15 protein-coding genes are annotated in these 21918 nt (G+C 71.3%); 13 read left to right on the top strand and 2 right to left on the bottom strand.

Translation table 11 applies throughout. From position 1 onward, the window contains the following. Positions 1 to 30 precede the first annotated feature (30 nt). From frc to AC156L_RS25875, 5 genes are all read left to right on the top strand, one after another. Entirely contained in the window at positions 31 to 1260 is a 1230-nt protein-coding gene (frc, locus tag AC156L_RS25895; RefSeq protein WP_330873579.1) for a formyl-CoA transferase, read from the top strand. A gap of 21 nt (positions 1261 to 1281) precedes the next feature. Beyond that, positions 1282 to 3426, top strand: a complete 2145-nt coding sequence (locus tag AC156L_RS25890) for an acetate--CoA ligase family protein (RefSeq protein WP_330873578.1) — start codon at positions 1282 to 1284, stop codon at positions 3424 to 3426. A 159-nt stretch (positions 3427 to 3585) separates the two neighbouring features. Further along, a complete protein-coding gene (locus AC156L_RS25885) occupies positions 3586 to 4992 on the top strand; it encodes an Nramp family divalent metal transporter (RefSeq protein ID WP_330873577.1) in 1407 nt (468 codons plus the stop codon). Between the two features lie 10 nt (positions 4993 to 5002). After that, positions 5003 to 5521, top strand: coding sequence for a hypothetical protein (locus tag AC156L_RS25880; protein WP_330873576.1), 519 nt, complete (start codon positions 5003 to 5005; stop codon positions 5519 to 5521). A 2-nt stretch (positions 5522 to 5523) separates the two neighbouring features. After that, a complete protein-coding gene (locus tag AC156L_RS25875) occupies positions 5524 to 6501 on the top strand; it encodes a TerC family protein (RefSeq protein ID WP_330873575.1) in 978 nt (325 codons plus the stop codon). Positions 6502 to 7306: 805 nt separating this feature from the next. Here AC156L_RS25875 and AC156L_RS25870 read toward each other — a convergent pair. Together AC156L_RS25870 and AC156L_RS25865 are read right to left on the bottom strand one after the other, a co-directional pair. Then, positions 7307 to 7492, bottom strand: a complete 186-nt coding sequence (locus AC156L_RS25870; RefSeq protein WP_330873574.1) for a hypothetical protein — start codon at positions 7490 to 7492, stop codon at positions 7307 to 7309. A gap of 220 nt (positions 7493 to 7712) precedes the next feature. After that, positions 7713 to 8447, bottom strand: a complete 735-nt coding sequence (locus AC156L_RS25865) for a GntR family transcriptional regulator (protein ID WP_330873573.1) — start codon at positions 8445 to 8447, stop codon at positions 7713 to 7715. Positions 8448 to 8671: 224 nt separating this feature from the next. Here AC156L_RS25865 and AC156L_RS25860 point away from each other — a divergent pair, with 224 nt between their 5' ends. The 8 genes from AC156L_RS25860 (at position 8672) to pheT (ending at position 21670) form a co-directional block, all read left to right on the top strand. Beyond that, positions 8672 to 9661: a 2-dehydropantoate 2-reductase gene (locus tag AC156L_RS25860; RefSeq protein WP_330873572.1), complete on the top strand. Its 990-nt coding sequence runs from the start codon at positions 8672 to 8674 to the stop codon at positions 9659 to 9661. 935 nt (positions 9662 to 10596) lie between these two features. After that, on the top strand, positions 10597 to 12552 hold the full coding sequence (locus tag AC156L_RS25855; protein ID WP_330873571.1) for a molybdopterin oxidoreductase family protein: 1956 nt from the start codon (positions 10597 to 10599) through the stop codon (positions 12550 to 12552). Positions 12553 to 12576: 24 nt separating this feature from the next. Next, entirely contained in the window at positions 12577 to 14382 is a 1806-nt protein-coding gene (locus AC156L_RS25850; protein WP_330873570.1) for an NAD(P)H-dependent oxidoreductase subunit E, read from the top strand. Continuing rightward, complete coding sequence (locus AC156L_RS25845) at positions 14379 to 15302, top strand: 2Fe-2S iron-sulfur cluster-binding protein (RefSeq protein WP_330873569.1); 924 nt, start codon at positions 14379 to 14381, stop codon at positions 15300 to 15302. Before AC156L_RS25850 ends, AC156L_RS25845 begins: the two co-directional genes overlap by 4 nt. Before the next feature lie 16 nt (positions 15303 to 15318). Beyond that, positions 15319 to 16860 carry an aldehyde dehydrogenase family protein gene (locus AC156L_RS25840; RefSeq protein WP_330873568.1) on the top strand — a complete coding sequence of 514 codons (1542 nt, stop codon included), beginning with the start codon at positions 15319 to 15321 and terminating at the stop codon, positions 16858 to 16860. Positions 16861 to 16877: 17 nt separating this feature from the next. Beyond that, positions 16878 to 17933, top strand: a complete 1056-nt coding sequence (locus AC156L_RS25835; RefSeq protein ID WP_330873567.1) for an acyl-CoA dehydrogenase family protein — start codon at positions 16878 to 16880, stop codon at positions 17931 to 17933. 191 nt (positions 17934 to 18124) lie between these two features. Then, a complete protein-coding gene (pheS, locus tag AC156L_RS25830) occupies positions 18125 to 19192 on the top strand; it encodes a phenylalanine--tRNA ligase subunit alpha (RefSeq protein ID WP_330873566.1) in 1068 nt (355 codons plus the stop codon). 3 nt (positions 19193 to 19195) lie between these two features. Next, the gene (pheT, locus tag AC156L_RS25825; RefSeq protein WP_330873565.1) at positions 19196 to 21670 is read left to right on the top strand and encodes a phenylalanine--tRNA ligase subunit beta; all 2475 of its coding nucleotides are present in this window, start codon (positions 19196 to 19198) and stop codon (positions 21668 to 21670) included. Positions 21671 to 21918: the final 248 nt, after the last annotated feature.

Genomic DNA, 21918 nt, shown 5'->3' with positions numbered 1-21918 from the left:
CGCGCGCCCCTCTAGCGGGAGGACTTCCCCATGGGAAAGGCACTGGAGGGCGTCCGCGTCCTCGACATGACGCACGTCCAATCAGGACCGTCGTCCACGCAGCTCCTCGCGTGGCTCGGCGCCGACGTGGTGAAGCTGGAGACGCCCGGCCGCGGTGACATCACCCGCGGCCAGCTCCGGGACATCCCCGGCGTGGACAGCCTCTACTTCACGATGCTCAACGCCAACAAGCGCAGCATCACGCTGAACATGAAGAGCGAGCAGGGCAAGGAGGTGTTCACGAAGCTGGTCGAGAACACCGACGTGCTGGTGGAGAACTTCGGCCCCGGCGTGGTCGACCGCTTCGGGTTCCCCTGGGAACGGCTCTCCGAGCTGAACCCCGGCCTGGTCTACGCCTCCATCAAGGGGTTCGGCCCCGGCCGCTACGCCGACTTCAAGGCCTACGAGGTCATCGCGCAGGCCATGGGCGGCTCGATGAGCACCACCGGCTTCGAGGAGGGCCCGCCGACCGCGACTGGCGCGCAGATCGGCGACTCCGGCACCGGCGTCCACCTGGTGGCGGGCATCCTCGCCGCGCTCTACCAGCGCACGTCCACCGGCCGCGGCCAGCGCGTGCAGGTCGCCATGCAGGACGCGGTGCTGAACCTGTGCCGGGTCAAGCTGCGCGACCAGCAGCGCCTGGCCCACGGGCCGCTGGGCGAGTACCCCAACGAGTCGTTCGGCGAGGACGTGCCGCGCTCCGGCAACGCCTCCGGCGGCGGCCAGCCCGGCTGGGCCGTGCGGTGCGCGCCCGGCGGGCCGAACGACTACATCTACGTGATCATCCAGCCGGTCGGCTGGAAGCCCATCACCGAGCTGATCGGCAAACCCGAGCTGGCGAACGACCCGGAGTGGGCGACCCCGGAGGCACGTCTGTCCAAACTGGACAAGGCGTTCGCGCTCATCGAGGACTGGACGCTCAAGCACACCAAGTGGGAGGTGATGGACCAGCTCAACGCCCACAACGTGCCGTGCGGACCGATCCTGTCCACCAAGGAGCTGATCGAGGACGACACCCTCGCCGCGATCGGCGCCGTCGTCGAGGTGCCGCACCCGCAGCGCGGCTCGTTCAAGACCGTCGGCTGCCCGATCAAGCTGTCGGACTCCCCGGTCGACATCGAGACCTCGCCGCTGCTCGGCGAGCACAACGACGAAGTGCTGGGCGCGCTGGGCTACAGCCCCGAGCAGCTCGGCGAGCTCCGCACCGCAGGCGTCATCTGATACCCGAGGAGACAGCCGGACATGCCTGACACAGCAACGGGTTACGACCGCGCGGCGGTCGAGGACGTGCTCAGGGCGGTGAGCGCGGACGGCCGCGACTCGCTGACCGCGCCCGAGGGCAAGAGGGTCTGCGACGCCTACGGGATCACCACGCCCGAGGAGGGGCTCGCGGTCTCCTCGGAGATGGCCGTCGCGATGGCCGAGGAGATCGGCTTCCCCGTCGTCCTCAAGATCGTCTCACCGGACATCCTGCACAAGACCGAGGCGGGCGGCGTGCTGGTCGGCCTGAAGACGGCGAAGCAGGTCGCCGAGGGCTTCCGCACGATCGTCGACAGCGCCCGGTCCCACCAGCCGAACGCGAAGATCGTCGGCGTGCAGGTGCAGCAGATGCTGACCGAGGGCCAGGAGGTCATCGTCGGCGCGGTCACCGACGAGACGTTCGGCAAGATCGTCGCGTTCGGCCTCGGCGGCATCCTGGTCGAGGTGCTCAAGGACGTGACGTTCCGGCTCGCGCCGACCGACGTCGCGACGGCCGCCTCGATGGTCGACGGCATCGGCGCCGCGGAGGTCCTGCGCGGCGTGCGCGGGAACCCCGGCGTGGACCGGGAAGCCCTCGCCGACCTGATCAGCAGGGTGTCCGACCTCGTCACGGACTTCCCGCAGCTCGCCGAGGTCGACCTGAACCCCGTCCTCGCCACGCCGACCGGCGCGACCGCGGTCGACGTGCGCATCCTGGTCGACGCGACCGCGGCGGAGGTGCCGCACCGCTTCACCCAGGACGAGATCCTGACCTCGATGAACCGCATCATGCGGCCGTCCGCCGTCGCCGTCATCGGCGCGTCGGCGGAAGAGGGCAAGATCGGCAACTCGGTGATGAAGAACCTGGTGAACGGCGGCTACCAGGGGGAGATCTACCCGATCAACCCCAAGGCGACCGAGATCCTGGACCGCAAGGCGTTCAAGAGCATCGCCGACGTGCCCGGCGACATCGACGTCGCGGTGTTCGCCATCCCGGCCAAGTTCGTGCCGCAGGCCCTGGAGGAGGTCGGTGCCAAGGGGGTGGCGGGAGCGATCCTCATCCCGTCCGGCTTCGGCGAGACCGGCAACCACGAGCTCCAGGACGAGGTCGTGGCCATCGCCCGCAAGCACGGCACCCGCATCCTGGGCCCGAACATCTACGGCTACTACTACACGCCCGAGAACCTGTCGGCGACGTTCTGCACGCCCTACGACGTCAAGGGCGGTGTGGCGCTCACGTCCCAGAGCGGCGGCATCGGCATGGCCATCCTCGGCTTCAGCCGGTCCGCGGGCATGGGGGTGTCGTCGATCGTGGGCGTGGGCAACAAGGCGGACATCGACGAGGACGACCTGCTGACGTTCTTCGAGTCCGACCCCAACACCCAGCTCATCGCGATGCACCTGGAGGACCTCAAGGACGGCCGCTCCTTCGCCGAGACCGCCAAGCGCGTGTCGGAGAAGAAGCCCGTCGTGGTGCTGAAGGCCGGGCGCACCGCGCAGGGCGCCAGGGCCGCCAGCTCGCACACCGGGGCGTTGGCGGGCAACGACCGCGTGTACGACGACGTCCTGCGGCAGAGCGGCGTCATCCGGGCGCCGGGCCTCAACGACATGCTGGAGTACGCGCGCGGCATCCCGCTGCTGCCCACCCCCAAGGGCGAGAACGTCGTCATCATCACCGGCGCGGGCGGCTCCGGCGTGCTGCTGTCGGACGCCTGCGTCGACAACGGCCTGACGCTCATGGGGATCCCGGACGACCTGGACGCGGCGTTCCGGAAGTTCATCCCGCCGTTCGGCGCGGCGGGCAACCCGGTCGACATCACCGGCGGCGAGCCGCCGTCGACCTACCGCAACACGATCGCGCTCGGGTTGGCGGACGAGCGCGTCCACGCCCTGGTGCTGGGGTACTGGCACACGATCGTCACACCGCCGATGGTGTTCGCGAAGCTCGTGGTGGAAGTGGTGGAGGAGTACCGGAGCAACGGCATCGACAAGCCCGTCGTGGCCTCGCTGTCCGGGGACGTCGAGGTCGAGGAGGCCAGCGACCACCTGTACTCCCACGGCGTCGTCGCGTACCCGTACACCACCGAGAAGCCGGTCGCGGTCCTCGGCGCGAAGTACCGCTGGGCGCGGTCCGCCCGGCTGCTCTAGCGCCGACCACCGCTGCCCAGGAGGTCAGTCGAGAACCCAACTCCCGTGGGAGGCCCAACCGTGGACTCGTCGAAAGCCCCGGCCACCAGCTCGTCCGAGAGCGGAGCCACCCCTCCGCCCTCGGTCGAGCGGGTGTGGCCAGCGGGGCGACTGGAACCGATGCCCATCCGCAAGCTGCCCGACGCACCACCCTCCATCCACCTGCTAGGCCCGACCGTCTTCCTCGTCGCGCTCGGTGTCGGCATGGGGGAGTCGTACATGTGGCCCCGACTCGTGCTGCTGTTCGGGCCCGAGATCCGGTGGCTGTTCCTCATCGGCGTCACGCTCCAGGCGGTCGTGATGCTGGAGATGGCCCGCTACGCCATGGCCACCGGGGAGAGCATCTTCTTCGGCGCCGCACGCGTGTTCAAGCCGATCATGTGGTTCTTCTTCGTGGTCGCGATCCTCGTCTACATCTGGCCCGGCCACCTCTCGGCAGGCGCCGCCGCGCTGGAGAGGATCACCGGTATCCCCTGGGTGGTCTCCGCCTGCGTGGGCCTGGTGCTCGTCGGGATCCTCTTCAGCATGGCCAGGGTCATCTACCCGCTGCTGGAGAACGTGCTGGCCATGCTGATCGGGCTGCTCGTCGTGAGCACCTCGGTCGTGGCGGCGATGGTCGGCCAGTGGTCCGACGTCGTCTCCACCATCACCGGCATGTTCCACTTCGGCTACTTCCCCGAGCAGGCGATGTCGCCCGCGTGGTTCCCGATCATCGTCGGCTCGATCGCGTTCGCGGGCCCGTCCGGCATGCAGCAGATGTGGTACACGCTGCACCTGCGCGACAGCGGTGCCGGCATGGGCGCGCACATCCCGAAGGTGCGCGGCCTGCGGCACGCGGGCGAAGAGGAGGAGATGCCGTCCCGCGGCTTCATGTTCGACACCTCCGACGCGGACGAGATGGAGAAGTGGAAGGGCTGGCGGCGCTGGGTCACGTTCGACGCGCTGCTGCTGTTCTGGGGCATCACGATGCTCGTCACGATCTCCTTCACCGTGCTGGCGCAGGCCGCGTCGCGGCAGAGCCCGGACGTGAAGGGGCTCATCGAGTCCGGTGAGCGCGAGGCGGCGCTCAACGCCATGTCCGACGCGTTCGCCTCGGCGGGCGGGTCGGTGCTCGGCGGCGTGTTCCTCGGGTTCATCGCGCTGATCGGCCTCAACGCCACGCTCGGCCTGTTCGACTCGTTCTCCCGCGGCCAGTCGGACATGGCCTACCACTTCGTGCCCGGAGCCAAGAGGTTCGGCGTCTCCAAGCTCTACGCCGGGTTCCTGTGGGGCGTCATCCTGTTCGGCATCGCGATCCTGCTGTGGGGCCCGGCCGACGGACCCGGCGCGATCCTCGACGTGCTCGCGTTCCTGTCGACGTTCGCCATGGGCGCGTACTGCGTCGTGCTGCTGCTGGTGAACAACAGGATGCTGCCGAAACCCATCCGCCCTGGGCTCGTCACGAACCTGATCATCGGGTTCGGCGCGGTGTTCTACCTGGGGATGCTCATCTTCAGCCTGGTCAAGTTCGGCGTCGTGGTGGGGTGAGGTGACCGCTGTGAGGCGACTCGGTGAGTTGGCCGTGCCCGGTGCGGTCGTCGGCATGACGGCGGGCTTCGTGGCGGGCGGTCTGGCGCTGGTGGTGGGGCAGCCACCGGGCTGGGCGATGGTGACCGCGCTGACCCTCGGCGTGCCGCTCGCCCTGCTCGGCGGGGTCTACGGCCTGCTGGTCGGGTCGGGCAGGATCAGGATCGGGGTCTTCGCGCCCGCCGCGCTGTTCTGGTTCGCGGGCTTCCCGCTCGCGCGGCTGGCGCACGAGGTGCTGTCCGGGCTCGTCCTCGGCGGTGCCCCCGCGTGGCCGCCGGACCTGCCGGGGTTCCTGGCGTACCAGGCGATGGTGAGCGTCGGCTGGGCCATCGGCTTCCTCTGGCTGCACGAGCGGATCGCGCCCGGCTGGCTGCGCCGCGTGCGGGCGGGCAACCCGGCCGCGGACCGGTTGTTCCAGCGGTACGTCGAGCACGCCGCGTCGCTCGCGGAAGCCCGTGAGCGCAGGCGGTCCCGCGCTGGGAGGGCGTGAGCATGGACCTGCACACCTGGGTGTGGCTGGCGACCATCGGCGGGTTCGCCGCCGTGATCGGGTTCGACTTCTGGCTCGTGGCGCGGAACCCGCGCGACCCCTCGTTCCGCGAATCCGTGCTGTGGGTGCTCGGCTACGTGTCCCTGGCCGTCGTGTTCGGCCTCGGGGTCACGCTGTTCGCGGGCGGCCGGTACGGCGGCGAGTTCTTCGCGGGGTGGATCACGGAGTACTCGCTCAGCGTCGACAACCTGTTCGTGTTCGTGCTGATCATGTCCAGGTTCGCCGTGCCGCGCGAGTACCGGCAGAAGGTGCTGCTCGTCGGCATCGTGCTGGCGCTCGCGCTGCGGGCGGTGTTCATCGTGGCGGGAGCGAGCGCGATCTCCCGGTTCGACTGGCTCTTCTACGTCTTCGGCGCGTTCCTGGTGTTCACGGCGTGGAAGCTGCTGCGGCAGGAGGAGGCCGAGGAGGAGTTCGCCGAGAACGCGGCCCTGCGGGCGGTTCGCCGGGTGGTGCCGACCTCGGACGGCTACCACGGCGCGGCGATCACCGCCCGCGTGAACGGACGGCGGGTCGTCACGCCGATGCTGATCGTGATGGTCGCGGTCGGCACCACGGACCTGCTGTTCGCCGTCGACTCGATCCCGGCGATCTTCGGGCTCACGAGGGAGCCGTACCTGGTGTTCACGGCCAACGCGTTCGCCCTCATGGGGCTGCGCCAGCTGTTCTTCCTCGTGGGAGGACTGCTGGACCGGCTCGTCTACCTGAGCAAGGGGCTGGCGTTCGTGCTCGCGTTCATCGGCTTCAAGCTGATCTTCGAGGCGCTGCACCACCACGGGGTGCCGTGGGCGCCCGAGGTGCCGATCGCGCTGTCCCTCGGCGTGATCGTGGTGACCCTGCTGATCACCACGATCGCGAGCCTCGTCGGGACCCGACGCCGGGCGGCGGCGGTGACGCGGGAGGCGGAGGCCGAGGTGGGGTGACGGGCGGCCGGGTGGTGCCCCCCGCCCCACCACCCGGCCGGCCCGCCTTCGGACGTGCTGTTCCGCTGGCACGTCCCAGCGGGGTTCGCTGCTGGGCGTGCGGTTCGTCCGGCGTGGGGTGTCGGACGTGGGGTCCTGCTCCTGCGTCCCGCCCTGGCCGGTGTGGGCGTCCCGCTTTGGCCGGTGCGGGCTTCCCGGCTTGGCCGGTGTGGTGGGTCGTTCGTGCCGCTCGCGGTGCGGAAGCGGTGTCGGGCGCTCAGTCAGGTCGTTGCGCTCCGGCCGGTTCGCGCTCCGGCCGTTCGTGGTCTGGCCGGTTCGCGCTCCGGCCGGTTCGTGGTCTGGCCGTCACGTTCCATCGGTTCGTGGGCGGACGGCGGTTCGGTTGTCGTGCTCCGTCTGGCTGGTTCGCGGCCGGACGTCGTGGGGTCGGACGCCACGCTCGCTCCATCCGGTCGGTTCGCGGCAGGACTCGCGTTCCGGCTGTCGCGCTCCACCGGCCGTGCGTGTGGTCCGCCGCACCTGCTCCACCCGGCTGGCTCGCGTCCGGTCGTGTGCTCCGGTAGTCGTGTCCCCCGGCCGGTTCGCCGCCGGTCGTTCGGGTCCGCTCGCGCGTCGCACTCGGCGCGGATCGGACGTGCGGTTCAGCCTCCGCGCCTCACCCGGTGCGGGGGCGGTGCCGCTTTCCGGTACGCGGCTCGTCGTGGACCTCGTTGTTCCGGATCTCGGCGTCCTGGACCCCGGTGTTCTGCGTCCGTTGTCCTGAATCCGGTCCTCAGCGAGGCGGTGCCGCCGCGGGGAACCGGCTTCAGTGCATCGCCGAGCTGCCCTGGTCCTTCGCGGCGGTCCGGCGCAGGTAGTCCTCGACGTCGGTGACGGACTCGTCCTTGCGGCGCTGCTCCTCCATGGCGGTGGCCAGCCCCAGGCCGAGGGTGCGGCCGTCGGCGGAGAACCCGCGCGGACGGCGAAGTGCCTCGGTGAACCAGTTTCCCATGACCTTCTCCTCACTTCTCGTCCACAGTGGACGGTTGGATTCGGGTGTGCGTTCTCCCGTCGACGATGACCCGTCCGGGCCGTGCGCGCCGGGTGAGGGCTCCTGGGGCGACGTTGACCCTGCCCTGATGGATTCAGAATACAGGCTTTCGTATGCAATATGGGCGGTGGTGGTCACCATCACCGCCCTCTGGTGGAGGTGGGTGCTGGTGACGCTGCTCCTACGCCCGATCGCCCCGAGGCCGGTCGTGGTAGGCCTGCCGGGTCCGGTCGGTGTGCTGGGTCATGATCGTGCCCGCGCGGTCGACGTCCTTCGCGGAGATGGCCCGGATCAGGTCGGCGTGCTCGATCCAGGAGTCCGCGCCGCGCCTGCCCGCGATCGGCGTGTAGTACCACCGCACGCGGCGGTCGACCATGCCGATCATCTCGGCGAGCACGGTGTTGCCGGACAGCTTGGTGATGAAGGCGTGCAGGGCGGCGTTCGCGGCCACCATGCCGTCGACGTCGTTGGCCTCGACGGCGGCCTGGCCCCTGGCCTGGAGTTCCCAGAGGTGGTCGACGTCGGCCTCCTCGGCGCGTTCCGCCGCGAGGCGGGCCGAGTGCGTTTCGAGGACGGCGCGGACGCTGAGCAGCTGGTCCGCCTCCTCCTCGGTCGGCATGTGCACGAACGCGCCCTGCGCGGGCCGCAGGTCGACCCAGCCCTCGGTCTGGAGGCGCTGGAGCGCTTCGCGCACCGGCTGCCTGCTGACCCCGAGGTACTCGGCCAGCTCCACCTCGACCAGGTGCTGGCCCGGCTGGAGGGTGCGGTTCACGATCAGGTCGATCAGCGCCTCGTACACCGCCTGGCGGAGCGGGGCCGGTCGTTCCACGCGCTTGGCCGCGGCGCCGCTCAACGCGGCCCGCGAACCGCGGCGTCCGGTGGTCACGTCGCCGGGGAACGGTGTCGGCTGGTTCATGGCCACCTCCTCGCTCGTTGGGTGAATGGTTTCAGCATACAGGTTGTTGTATGCAAAGTTCAGAGTGCGGTACGTCACGTTGGTGCCCAACAGGTCAATTGTCGTCGATGTCGGACTCTGTGTAATCACTCGATCGCGTTTCGTATGCACTTTCTTCGGCCTATCCCGTTATCGACAAATCGGTATACTGTATACAATCAATCGGAGATGAGACGAGGCAGGACATGAGAGTCGCCGTTCTCGGGGCAGGAGCGATCGGCGCCTATGTGGGCGCAGCCCTGCATCGCGCTGGAGCAGAGGTCCACCTGGTGGCCAGGGGGCCGCACCTCGCCGCGCTCAAGGCGCACGGTGTGCGGGTGCTGAGTCCTCGCGGGGACTTCACCGCACACCCGCACGCCACCGACGATCCCGGAGTCGTCGGCGAGGTCGACTACGTCTTCCTCGGTCTGAAGGCGCACGGCTACGCGTCGGCGGGGCCGCTGCTCGCGCCGCTGCTGGGGCCGGACACCGCGGTGGTCGCCGCGCAGAACGGCATCCCGTGGTGGTACTTCCACGGTCTGGCGGGGCATCCGCTGGAGAACCGCCGCATCGAGGCCGTCGATCCCGGCGGAGCCGTCAGCGCGGTGCTCGACACGCGTCGGGCCATCGGCTGCGTCGTCTACTGCTCCACCGAGATCGAGGCGCCCGGCGTCATCCGCCACCTGGAGGGCACCCGCTTCTCCATCGGTGAACCGGCGGGCGGGGTGTCCGAGCGCTGCCGGGCGCTCAGCGAGGCCATGGTCGCGGGCGGGCTCAAGTGCCCCGTCGAGCCCAACCTGCGCGACGACATCTGGATCAAGCTCATGGGCAACGTCGCGTTCAACCCGCTCAGCGCCCTCACCAGGGCCACGATGGCCGAGATCTGCGCCCACCAGGACACCCGCGAGCTGGTCGCCACGATGATGGCCGAAACCGTCGCCATCGCCCGCGCCGCGGGCAGCAGCCCCGAGATGTCCATCGAGAAGCGCATCGACGGCGCGCGCCGCGTCGGTCACCACAAGACGTCGATGTTGCAGGACCTGGAGGCGGGCAAGACCCTGGAGATCGACGCGATCATCGGCGCGGTGGTCGAGATAGCCGACCTGACCAGGATTCCCGCGCCCGCGCTGCGCAACGTGTACGCGGCGATCGACCTCCTCAACCGCACCACGGCGGCCACCGTCCCGACCGCGTGACCGGGTGCCCGCCCGTCGCGCGGTGTGGCGGGCGGGCTCGGGTCGGTGCGGATTGGCTGAGGCGAGCGGGTCTGGCCGTGCCCAGGGGTGGAGGCGGGGCAGGCTGGTCGTGTGGGGCGGGTCGGGTGACGCGGGGGCTCTGGTGGGTCGCCGGAACGGGTGATGGCACCGCTTGGTCCTGCGGTGGGTGGGTTTGACGGGCCGTGTTCGGAGCGGGTCGGGTGGTGGGGTGGGTTTTGATGGGTCGTCGGAACGGGTGATGGCACCGCTTGGTCTTCCGCGGCTGGTGGGTCCGGCGGGCTGTGTTCGGAGCGGGTCGTTCGTGCGGGTTCGGTCGGGTGGTGGGACGGACTCCGGCGAGTTGTGGAAACGGGCGGTGGAGACGTCTGGGTTCTTGCTGCGGGTGGGGCTCGGCGGCACGTATCCGCGGCCGGGTTGTTCGCGGGGATTCGGCTGGGTTGTGGGACCGGGTGCGGTGAGTCGCACGGTGGCGGCACCGCCCGGTCTTCGCTGTGGGGCCGGCGGCCGCGTCCAGGGCGGGAACTCGATGGGTCGGTCGAGTGGCGGGACGGGCTCCGGTGAGGCGTGTCAACCGGGCGGTGGCGGCGGTTCGGCCGGGCGTCGGCGGTGGTCTGCCGTGACTGAGCCGCCCGGCCTTCAGCGGTGAGGGCTGGCGGTGCTGTCGGGCTCGCTGTGTGACGCGGGTCGGTGGTGCTGGTTCGTTGAGGTTCGGTCGGTTGTGTCGACTGGTTCGTGCATGTGGCGTGCGGTGGTGGGCCTGTGCGTCCCGTCCCGTGAGCCGTCGTTGGTCCGGGTGAGCGTTCCCAAGGCGGCCCTTGCGCCCTCACCGGGTTCGCCTCTTCCCTTCACGCGATCACTCGAATAACGTATGTTGCATACAGTCGACGATCAGCGACGTGCGCGGGAGGTCTGCGATGAAGCGCGGGAAGAGCGAGCCGTACGTGCGGCTGGTTGAGCCGTTGGTGCGGGAGAACGGCGTCCTCCGGCCCGCCACCTGGGACGAAGCGCTGACCAGGGCGGCGGAGGGGTTCCGGCGGAACGTCGCGGCGAAGGGTCCGGACGCGTTCGGGATGTTCTCGTGCGCGCGGGCCACGAACGAGATGAACTACGTGGCCCAGAAGTTCACCCGCGCCGTCATCGGGACGAACAACGTGGACTCCTGCAACCGCACCTGCCACGCGCCGAGCGTCGCCGGTCTGGCCCGCGTGTTCGACAGCGGCGGGGGCACGTCGTCGTACCGGGAGATCGAGGACGCCGACGTGGTCGTGCTGTGGGGGTCCAACGCGCGGGAAGCGCACCCGATCTTCTTCCAGCACGTGCTGAAGGCGGTCCACAAGGGCGCCAAGCTGTTCGTGGTCGACCCGAGGAGGACGAGCACCGCCAAGTGGGGCCACCGGTGGCTCCAGCTCCACGTCGGCACGGACATCCCGCTGGCCCACGCGGTGGCGCGGGAGATCATCCACTCGGGGCTGGCGAACGAGGCGTTCATCGAGCGGGCCACGGAGGGGTTCGCCGAGTTCAAGGCGTCGGTGGAGCCGTGGACGCTGGAGGTCGCCGAGGAGGTGACCGGGGTTCCCCGGGAGCAGATCCGGGAACTGGCCCACGCCTACGCCCGCGCCGACCGCGGCCAGATGTCGTGGACGCTCGGCATCACCGAGCACCACAACGGGACGAACAACGTGCTGGCGTTGATCAACCTGGCCCTGCTCTGCGGCCACGTCGGCCGCTACGGCGCGGGGCTGAACCCGTTGCGCGGGCAGAACAACGTGCAGGGCGGCGGTGACATGGGGGCGATCCCGGACCGGCTGCCGGGGTTCCAGGACGTCCTCAGCCCCGACGTCCGGGCCAAGTACGACGCGCTGTGGGGCTCGAAGATCCCGCCGTACAAGGGGCAGAACCTGACGCAGATGCTGGAGGCGATGGAGCGCGGGGACATGACCTGCGTCTACATCATCGGCGAGAACCCGGTGCAGTCCGAAGCGGACTCCGAGCACACGCGCAAGCGGCTGTCGAACCTCGACCACGTGGTGGTGCAGGACATCTTCCTCACCAAGACCGCGCAGCTCGCGGACGTCGTGCTGCCCGCGTCGGCGGCCTGGTGCGAGAGCGACGGCACGTTCACCAACAGCGAGCGCCGCGTCCAGCGCGTGCGCAAGGCGCTGGACCCGCCCGAGGGCGCGCGGGACGACATCGCGATCCTGTGCGACCTGGCCCGCAGGCTCGGCCACGAGGAGTGGGACTACAGCGGTGCCGAGCAGGTGTGGGACGAGCTGCGGCAGCTCTCGCCGATGCACGCGGGCATGACCTACCAGCGGCTCGCGGACCTCGGTGGGATCCAGTGGCCCTGCTACAGCGAGGACACCCTCGAACCGAGCTTCCTGCACGGGCGGCTGTGGGAGGACGACCCGGCCGAGCGCGGGCGGCCCGCGCCGTTCTCGGTGCTGGACCACAGCCCGCCGGTCGACCTCCTCTCCGAGGAGTTCCCGCTGCGGCTCACCACGGGCAGGCGCCTGGACTCCTACAACACCGGCGTGCAGTCGGGCGGCTTCGAGTCGCCGCTGCGGCGCGGGGAAACCCTGGACCTGTGCCGGGAGGACGCCGAACGGCTCGGCGTGCGCGAGGACGAGCTGGTGCGGATCTCCTCGCGGCGCGGCGCGATCGTCGCGCCCGTCCGGATCGACGACGGGCTCAGGCCGGGGCTGGCGTTCATGACTTTCCACTTCCCGGACGAGATCGACGTCAACTCGATCACCATCGAGGCGACCTGCCCGATCGCGGGCACCGCCGAGTACAAGGCGTCCGCGATCCGGGTGGAGAAGCTGCCGCCGGGGATCACCGAGGACGACCGGTTCACCGTCGTGCCCGTCTGAGCCAGCCCGAGGTGAGGAGTCACCGTGGACCTTCAGTTCCTCAGCTTCACGCCCACCGACGACGAGCGGACCGCCGTGGACGCGGCGGTCGCGGGTCGGCCGCCGACGCGCGACCTGCTGCTGCCCGCGCTGCACGCGGTCAACGACCGGGTCGGCTGGATCAGCCAGGGCGCGCTCAACCACATCTGCCGGAGGCTGGGGGTGCCGCCCGCCGACGCGTACGGCGTGGCGAGCTTCTACTCGCTGTTCTCCCTGGTGGAACGGCCGAAGAGGGTCGTGCACGCCTGCGTCGACCTGGCCTGCCGGGTCAACGGCGCGGAGGGGCTGACCGACGCGCTCACCGACGCGTTCGGCCGGGCGAGCGGCAAGACCGGTGACGTCACGTGGCTGCGCGCCCCGTGCCTCGGGGTGTGCGAGCGGGCGCCCGCCGCGCTGGTGTTCCAGGCGGGCGAGACCGCGGCCGAGGAACTGCTGGCCCCGGTCGAACCGGCGGCGCTGGTGGAGGTCGCGACCCGTGGTCCCTCCACCGTGGACGGTGAGCCGCCGGTGCGCGTGCCCCAGCACGGGGACGGGAATCTGCGGCTGCTCAAGCGGATCGGGGTCGTCGACCCGACCAGCCTGGACGACTACCGCGCCACCGGCGGGTACTCGGGGCTGCGCAACGCGCTGCTGCTCGGCCCGGTCGGTGTGATCCGCGAGGTCGCGGACTCGAAGCTGATGGGCCGCGGCGGCGCCGCGTTCCCGACCGGCCGCAAGTGGGACGCCACGGCCCGGCAGCCCGTCCGCCCGCACTACCTGGTGTGCAACGCCGACGAGAGCGAACCCGGCACGTTCAAGGACCGCGTGCTGATCGAGGGCGACCCGTTCGCGCTGGTCGAGGCGATGACCATCACGGCGTTCGCCACGGGCTGCGCGAAGGGCTACCTGTACCTGCGGGGCGAGTACCCGAGGGCGCTGCACCTGCTGGAGAACGCCATCGCGAAGGCCCGCGAACGCGGTTTCCTCGGCGACGACGTCATGGGGCACCAGGGGTTCTCGTTCGACATCGAGATCAGGCGCGGCGCGGGCGCGTACATCTGCGGCGAGGAAACAGCGATCTTCAACTCCATCGAGGGCTTCCGCGGCGAACCCCGCAGCAAGCCGCCGTTCCCGGTGGAGCAGGGCCTGTTCGGCAGGCCGACCGTGGTCAACAACGTGGAGACGCTCGTCAACGTCCCGCTGATCCTCACGGAGGGCTGCGAGGCCTACGCCCGGATCGGCACGGAGGGTTCGACCGGGTCGAAGCTGTTCTGCCTGTCGGGCAACGTTCGGCGGCCGGGCGTCTACGAGGTCCCGTTCGGCGCGACCCTCGGTGAACTCCTGGAACTCGCGGGCGGGGTGCCGGAGGGCCGGGAGCTGCGGGCGGTCCTGCTCGGCGGCGCGGCGGGCGGGTTCGTCCGGCCCGACGAGCTGGACCTCAAGCTCACGATGGAGGACGCGCGCGCCGCGGGCACCACGCTCGGCTCGGGGGTGGTGCTGGTGCTGGACGACTCCGCCGACCTGGGCGGGTTCCTGCTGCGCATCGCCGCGTTCTTCCGCGACGAGTCGTGCGGGCAGTGCGTGCCGTGCCGCATCGGCACCGTGCGGCAGGAGGAGGCGCTGCACCGGGTCGTCGGCGGCAAGAAGCTCAGCACCGGCGGCGACGACCTGCTGGTGCTGCGGGAGGTCGGCCAGGTCATGCGCGACTCGTCCATCTGCGGGCTCGGCCAGACGGCGTGGAACGCGATCGAGTCGGCCATCGACCGCCTCGGTGCCCTGCAACAGCCGCTGGAGAGGGGAAACCGCGCATGACCGCCATCGACATCGGGTTGCCGCGCAGGCTCGTCGAGTTCGAGCTGGACGGCGAACCCGTGCGAGTGCCTGAGGACGCCACGATCCTGGACGCCTGCACGGCGGCCGGGAAGTCGATCCCCACGCTCTGCTACGGCGACACCCTCCAGCCCGCGAACGCCTGCCGCGTCTGCGTGGTGGAGGTCGAGGGCTCGCGGACGCTCGTGCCGTCGTGCTCGCGCAAGGTGGAGCCCGGCATGGTCGTGCGCACCGACACCGACCGCACGAGGACCAGCCGCAAGGTCGTGCTGGAGCTGCTGGCGTCGGCGACCGACCTGTCCACCACGCCGGAGGTCCGGGGCTGGCTGGAGGAAACCGGCGCCGAGCCCGAGCGGTTCGGGCCGCCCGCGCCGCCGAGCGACGACCGCGACCACCGGCAGCCGGGCGAGCACGAGATCCCCGACGGGATGACGGCGGCGACCGTCCGCCAGCCGGTCAAGGTCGACAACGAGCTCTACGTTCGGGACTACGGCAAGTGCATCCTCTGCTACAAGTGCGTCGACGCGTGCGGTGACCAGTGGCAGAACTCCTTCGCCATCACGGTCGCGGGTCGCGGGTTCGACGCGCGGATCTCCACGGAGTTCGCGAACCCGTTGCCGGACAGCGCCTGCGTGTACTGCGGCAACTGCGTCGAGGTGTGCCCCACGGGCGCGCTGAGCTTCAAGGCCGAGCACGACCGGCGCGAGAACGGCACGTGGGACGAGGAGCGGCAGACCGAGACCACGACCATCTGCACGTTCTGCGGCGTCGGCTGCAACCTCACCCTCCACGTGCAGGACAACGAGATCGTCAAGGTCACGTCACCGCACGACAGTTCGGTGACCCACGGGAACCTCTGCATCAAGGGTCGCTTCGGCTGGCAGCACGTGCAGAACCGCTAGACCGGGAGGTCCGCGCATGTCCTTGATCCTCAAGCCCGGGACGTCGTGGCGCGAGCTGTACGCCCGCTGCGTCGAGATCGCCCCGGAGGCGTTCCACGACGACCGCCTCCTCAACTTCTACGGCGGACGCTGGCGCCGCGAGGGGGTCCCCGGTCCGGCGACGACCCCGGTCGACGGCAGCGCCATCGCCGGTCCGCCCAGGCTGGACGCGGGCAGCGCCCGAGCCGCCGTCGCCGCCGCGGTCGACGACCACCGCGCGTGGGCCGAAGTCCCCCTCGCCGAGCGGAAGGCCCGCGTCACGGCCGCGCTGGACGACCTCCAGGCCAACCGCGACCTGCTGGCGCTGCTGCTGGTGTGGGAGATCGGCAAGCCGTGGCGGCTCGCGACCGCCGACGTCGACCGCTGCGTCGAGGGAGTTCGCTGGTACGTCGAGGAGATCGACCGAATGCTGGAGGGCCGCGCGCCGCTGGGCGGGCCGGTCAGCAACATCGCGAGCTGGAACTACCCGATGAGCGTCCTGGTCCACGCGGTGCTGGTGCAGGCCCTCGCGGGCAACGCGGTCATCGCCAAGGCCCCGACCGACGGCGGCGTGAGCTGCCTGACGCTGGCGACCGCGCTGGCCGCCCGCCACGGCCTGCCGCTCACCCTGGTCAGCGGAGGCGGCGGCGAGCTGTCGCCGGTGCTGGTCGGCTCGCCGGACATCGGCTGCCTCTCGTTCGTCGGCGGGCGAGGGGTCGGCGGCGAGATCGTCGCGAGCCTGGTCGACTCCGACAAGCGGCACGTGCTGGAGCAGGAGGGCCTGAACTGCTGGGGCATCTGGGAGTTCGGCGACTGGGACAGCCTCGGCCCGCAGATCCGCAAGGCGTTCGACTACGCCAAGCAGCGCTGCACGGCCTACCCGCGCTACGTCGTGCAGCGGGAGCTGTTCGACCGCTTCCTCGCCGTCTACCTGCCCGCCGTCCGCGGGGTCGCGTTCGGCCACCCGCTGGCCGTCGAGCACCCGGACGACCCGCTGCCCGACCTCGACTTCGGTCCGCTGATCACCGACGCGAAGGCCAAGGAACTGGCCGACGTGGTGGACGAGGCCGTCCGGATGGGCGGCGTCCCGCTCTACCGGGGCTCGCTCGACGACGGCCGGTTCCTGCCCGGCCAGCAGACCGCGGCCTACCTGCCGCCGACCGCGATCCTCTCGCCGCCGCGCTCCTCACCCCTGCACCACGCCGAGCCGTTCGGACCCGTCGACACGATCGTCCTCGTGGATACAGAAGCCGAAATGCTGTCTGCGATGAACGCGAGCAACGGTGCCCTCGTGGCCACGCTGGCGTGCGACGACCAGGCCACGGCCCGGAGGCTGGCCGCCGACCTCCAGGCGTTCAAGGTCGGCGTCAACGAGCCCCGGTCGCGCGGCGACCGCGACGAGGTCTTCGGCGGCAGGGGCGCGTCGTGGCGCGGCGCGTTCGTCGGCGGCGCGCTGCTGGTGCACGCCGTCACCGAGGGACCGCCCGGCGAGCGCCTGTACGGCAACTTCCCGTCCTACTCGCTCTACCCGCCGACCTGACCCCGAAGGGGAGGACGATGTCGCTCCGCTCCGACCTCACCCGGATCACCAGGACCGTCGTCGCCCCCGCCGCGGTCGGGACCGACCGGCTCCACCGGTTCCCGCGCGCGGCCGTGGAGGCGTTCGGCCGCGCCGGGATCCTCGGCATGACCGTCCCGCGCGGCCTGGGCGGCGGCGGTCAGGGGCTGGCCGAGGCGAGCCGCGTCGTCGAGGAGGTCGCCCGCCACTGCGGCGGCACGGCGACCGTGCTGCGCTCGCACTTCGCCGCGGTCGCCGTGCTCAACCGCCACGGCGACCGCGGCCTCCGCACCGAGGTCGCCGCGGGCGGGCACCTCAGCACGCTCGCCGTCTTCCAGGCGGGCGACCCGCTCACCCCGACCGGCACCGCCCGCCGGAGCGGCGACGTCGTCTCCCTGCACGACCGCAAGACGTGGGTGGTCTCCGCGGGCGAGGCCGACAGCTACGTCTGGTCCTCCCCACCCGTCGCCGCCGGGGGCACGACCACCCTCTGGCTCGTCTCCGGCCAGGCCCCCGACCTGCTCGTCCCCGCCTCCCACGACGGCATCGGCCTGCGCGGCGGCGCGGCCACCACGGTCTGGGCCGACCCCGTCCGCGTCCCCGCGAGCTGCCGACTCGGCGAGGACGGCGCCGGCCTGGACACCGTGCTGCACGACGCCCTGCCGTGGTTCGCGCTGCTCGGCTCCTCCGTCGCGCTCGGCCTGATGGAGGGCGCCCTCGCCGCCACCCTGGAGCACCGGGGGGACCGGACGGCCGACCTCGCGCGGATGCGCCTGCGCACCGACGCCGTCCGCGTCCTGCACGACGACGCAGTGGCCGCGCACGGCTGGGAACCCGACCGCGCCCGGCGCAAGGTCTGCCAGCTCACCCTCGCCGCCGCCGACGCCGTGCTCACCGTGACGGACCTCGCCATGAAGCTGTGCGGCGACGCCGCGTTCCGCCGTGACCTGGGCGTGGAGCGGCGTTTCCGCGACGCGCGGGCGACCACGGCGGTCGAGCCCACCGCCGAGTCGGCGCTGGACCTCGTCGCCCGCGGACCGTGGGGCAACGCCTGAGCGCGGCCCGGTGCCGGTGACGGCCGTCACCCGTTCCGCTGACGTCGCAGAACGCCCGCTGGGCGCACGAACGGCACGCGGGAGAAGTCGGTTCGGCCGATCGCCTACTATCGGCCTGCTCCGCCGCGTGTCGGGTGGTGGAGTCGATTCCGCCTATCCGCGACGTGCCCAACGGGAGCTGTCCACCACTCATGTCCGGAGCAAACGACCCGTACGACCCCAAGGAGGTCGCGGCGCTCGCGCCGGAGGCCCTCGACGCGGCCGTGCAGAAGGCCCAGGAGGCGTTCGCCGCCGCGGCCGACCTCGACGCCCTCGCCGCGCTGAAGCCCGCGCACGTCGGCGACCGGTCGCCCGTGCTGCTCGCGCGCCGCGAGATCGGCGCGCTGCCGCCCAAGGCGAAGGCCGAGGCGGGCAAGCGGGTCAACGTCGCCCAGGCCGCCGTGAAGAAGGCGTTCGAGGAACGCCTCGCCGTGCTGCAGACCGAGCGGGACGAGCACGTGCTCCGCGAGGAGACCGTCGACGTCACGCTGCCGTGGGACCGGACGCCGCGCGGCGCCCGCCACCCGATCACCACGCTCGCCGAGCGCGTGGCCGACGTCTTCGTGGCCATGGGCTACGAGGTCGCCGAAGGCCCCGAGCTCGACACCGAGTGGTTCAACTTCGACGCGCTGAACTTCGGCAAGGACCACCCGGCGCGCACGATGTCGGACACGTTCTACGTCGCGCCCGCCGACTCGGGCCTGGTGCTGCGCACGCACACCTCGCCGGTGCAGGCCCGCACGATGCTGGAGCGCACGCCGCCGATCTACGTGGTGTGCCCCGGCCGCACGTTCCGCACGGACGAGCTGGACTCCACGCACACGCCGGTGTTCCACCAGGTCGAGGGCCTCGCCATCGACAAGGGCCTCACCATGGCGCACCTCAAGGGCACCCTGGACGCGTTCGCGCGCGCCATGTTCGGCGAGGGCTCGAAGACGCGGCTGCGCCCGCACTTCTTCCCGTTCACCGAGCCGTCCGCCGAGGTGGACGTGTGGTTCCCGGAGAAGAAGGGCGGCGCGGGCTGGGTCGAGTGGGGCGGCTGCGGCATGGTCAACCCCAACGTCCTGCGCGCCACCGGCGTCGACCCGGACGTCTACTCCGGGTTCGCCTTCGGCATGGGCCTCGAACGCACGCTGCAGTTCCGCAACGGCCTTCCCGACATGCGCGACATGGTCGAGGGCGATGTCCGCTTCACGCTGCCCTTCGGAACGGAGGCCTGACCGGTGCGTATTCCGGTTAGCTGGTTGACCGAGCACCTCGAGTTCTCCGAGGTGCCCACGCCCGAGGAGCTGGCCGACGCCTTCATCCGGATCGGCATGGAGATCGACGACGTGCGCCCGCTCGGGCCCGTCACCGGTCCGATCGTCGCCGCGCGGGTCGTCGAGATCACCGAGCTCACGGAGTTCAAGAAGCCGATCCGCTACTGCCAGGTCGAGGTCGGACCCGACCAGGTCAACGGCATCGTCTGCGGTGCCACGAACTTCGTCGAGGGCGACACGGTCGTCGTGGCGCTGCCCGGCGCGGTGCTGCCCGGCGACTTCACGATCTCCGCGCGCAAGACCTACGGCCACACCAGCGACGGCATGATCTGCTCCGCCTCGGAACTGGGCCTCGGCGACGACCACTCGGGCATCCTCGTGCTGCCCAGCGGCACCGCCCAGCCCGGTGACAGCGCGGTGGAGCTGCTCGGCCTGGAGGACACCGTCCTGGAGATCACGCCCACGCCCGACCGCGGCTACGCCTTCTCGGTGCGCGGCCTGGCCCGCGAGATCGCCTGCGCGTTCGACGTGGCGTTCGGCGACCCGGCCGTGGCCGAGGTCCCCGAGGCCGAGGGCGAGGTGTGGCCCGTCCACGTCGAGGACGGCGCCGGGTGCTCCCGGTTCGTCGCGCGCCAGATCAGCGGGGTCGACCCGACGGCGCCGACGCCGTGGTGGATGCGCCGCAGGCTGATGCTCGCGGGCATCCGCTCGATCTCGCTGCCGGTCGACGTGACCAACTACGTGATGATCGAACTCGGGCACCCGCTGCACGCGTTCGACGCGTCGAAGGTCCGCGGCGGCCTGGTCGTGCGGCGCGCGAAGGCGGGCGAGAAGCTCACCACGCTCGACGACACCGTGCGCGTGCTCGACGCGGACGACATCGTCATCGCCGACGACAGCGGCGTCATCTCCATGGCCGGTGTCATGGGCGGCGCCTCGACCGAGGTCGGCGACAAGACCGGCGACATCCTGCTGGAAGCCGCCATCTGGGACCCCGCGACCATCGCCCGCACCGTGCGCCGCCACAAGCTGCCCAGCGAGGCGGCGAAGCGGTACGAGCGCACGGTCGACCCGGCGCTGTCCCCGGTCGCCCTGGAGCGCGCGGCGCGGCTGCTGCACCACTACGGCGACGGCTCGATCAAGCCCGGTCGCACCGACGTCGGCACGCCCGTGCTGCCCGGCCCGGTCACGATGCCGATCGACCTGCCGGACCGCGTCGCGGGTGTGCGCTACGCCCGTGGCGTGACCGCGCGCAGGCTCGGCCAGATCGGCTGCCAGGTCGAGGTCTCCACCGGCGACGACGGCGCGACCCTGGTCACCGCTACGCCGCCGACGTGGCGCGCGGACCTCGTGCAGCCCGCCGACCTGGTCGAGGAGGTGCTGCGGCTGGAGGGCTTCGAGACGATCCCGTCCACGCTGCCGCCCGCCCCGGCCGGCCGTGGCCTGACCGAGCAGCAGCGCCGCCGCCGCACCGTGTCCCGCGCGCTGGCCGAGTTCGGCTACACCGAGGTGCTGCCGTTCCCGTTCATCTCGCCCGCGGTGTTCGACACGTTCGGGCTGAGCCCGAACGACTCGCGCCGCAACGTGGTCAGCGTGCTGAACCCGCTCGAAGCGGAGAAGCACGCGCTCGCGACCACGCTGCTGCCCGGCCTGCTGGACGCGGTGCAGCGCAACCTCGCGCGCGGCCAGAAGGACGTGGCGCTGTTCAACATCGCCCAGGTCACGCTGCCGCGCACCCAGCAGGTGCCGGTGCCGGAGGTCGGGGTCGCCTCCCGTCCGACCGACGCGCAGGTGGCGTCCATGTTCGCGGCGCTGCCGCAGCAGCCGGTGCACGTCGCCGTCGTGCTGGCCGGGCACCGCGAGCACGCGGGCTGGTGGGGCAAGGGCCGTCAGGCCGACTGGGCGGACGCGGTCGAGGCCGCGAAGCTCGTCGGCAAGGCGTACGGCGTGACGCTGCGCGTGGTCGCGTCCGACCTCGCCCCGTGGCACCCCGGCCGCTGCGCCGAGCTGCGCGTCGGCGACTGGCCCGTCGGCCACGCCGGTGAGCTGCACCCGAAGGTGGTCGAGGCGCTCGGGCTGCCCAAGCGCACGGTCGCGATGGAGCTGGACCTGGACGCGCTGCCGCTGAACGACAACCGGCCCGCGCCGATCATCTCGGCGTACCCGCCGGTGCTGCTCGACGTCGCGGTCGTCGTGGACGCGGCCGTGCCCGCCGCCGAGGTGGCCGCCGTGCTCGAATCGGGCGGCGGGGACCTCCTGGAGGACATCCGGCTGTTCGACGTCTACACGGGCGAGCAGGTGGGCGAGGGCAAGCGGTCGCTGGCGTACGCGCTGCGGTTCCGCGCGCCGGACCGCACGCTGACCGTCGAGGAGGCCACCGCGGCGCGGGACGCGGCCGTGGCGTCGCTCGCCGAGCGGTACGGGGCAACCCTGCGCTAGCGTGGTGGGTGGTCGTGTCACCCGGTCGGTCTGGCTAGGCCGACCGGGTGAATCGCGGTCGCGGGGAATATCGGTGAACTGCCTGATCACCGCGCTGCGCGAGCCTCTCGGCGGGTCCAAAGCCCCTAGTGAACCCGGCTCACTTTAGATGAATGGTCCTTGCGTCTCAGTTGAAAGTTCTCCAAGATTGGCGGGCGGCCCGCTGGGCCGAGGGGCGAAGCGATGAACTGCCGGGCGAGTTGGTCGCC

The organism is Umezawaea sp. (genome assembly GCF_057122925.1).
The sequence above is the reverse complement of the archived record's forward strand: the minus strand, read 5'-3'. Positions and strand labels throughout refer to the sequence as shown.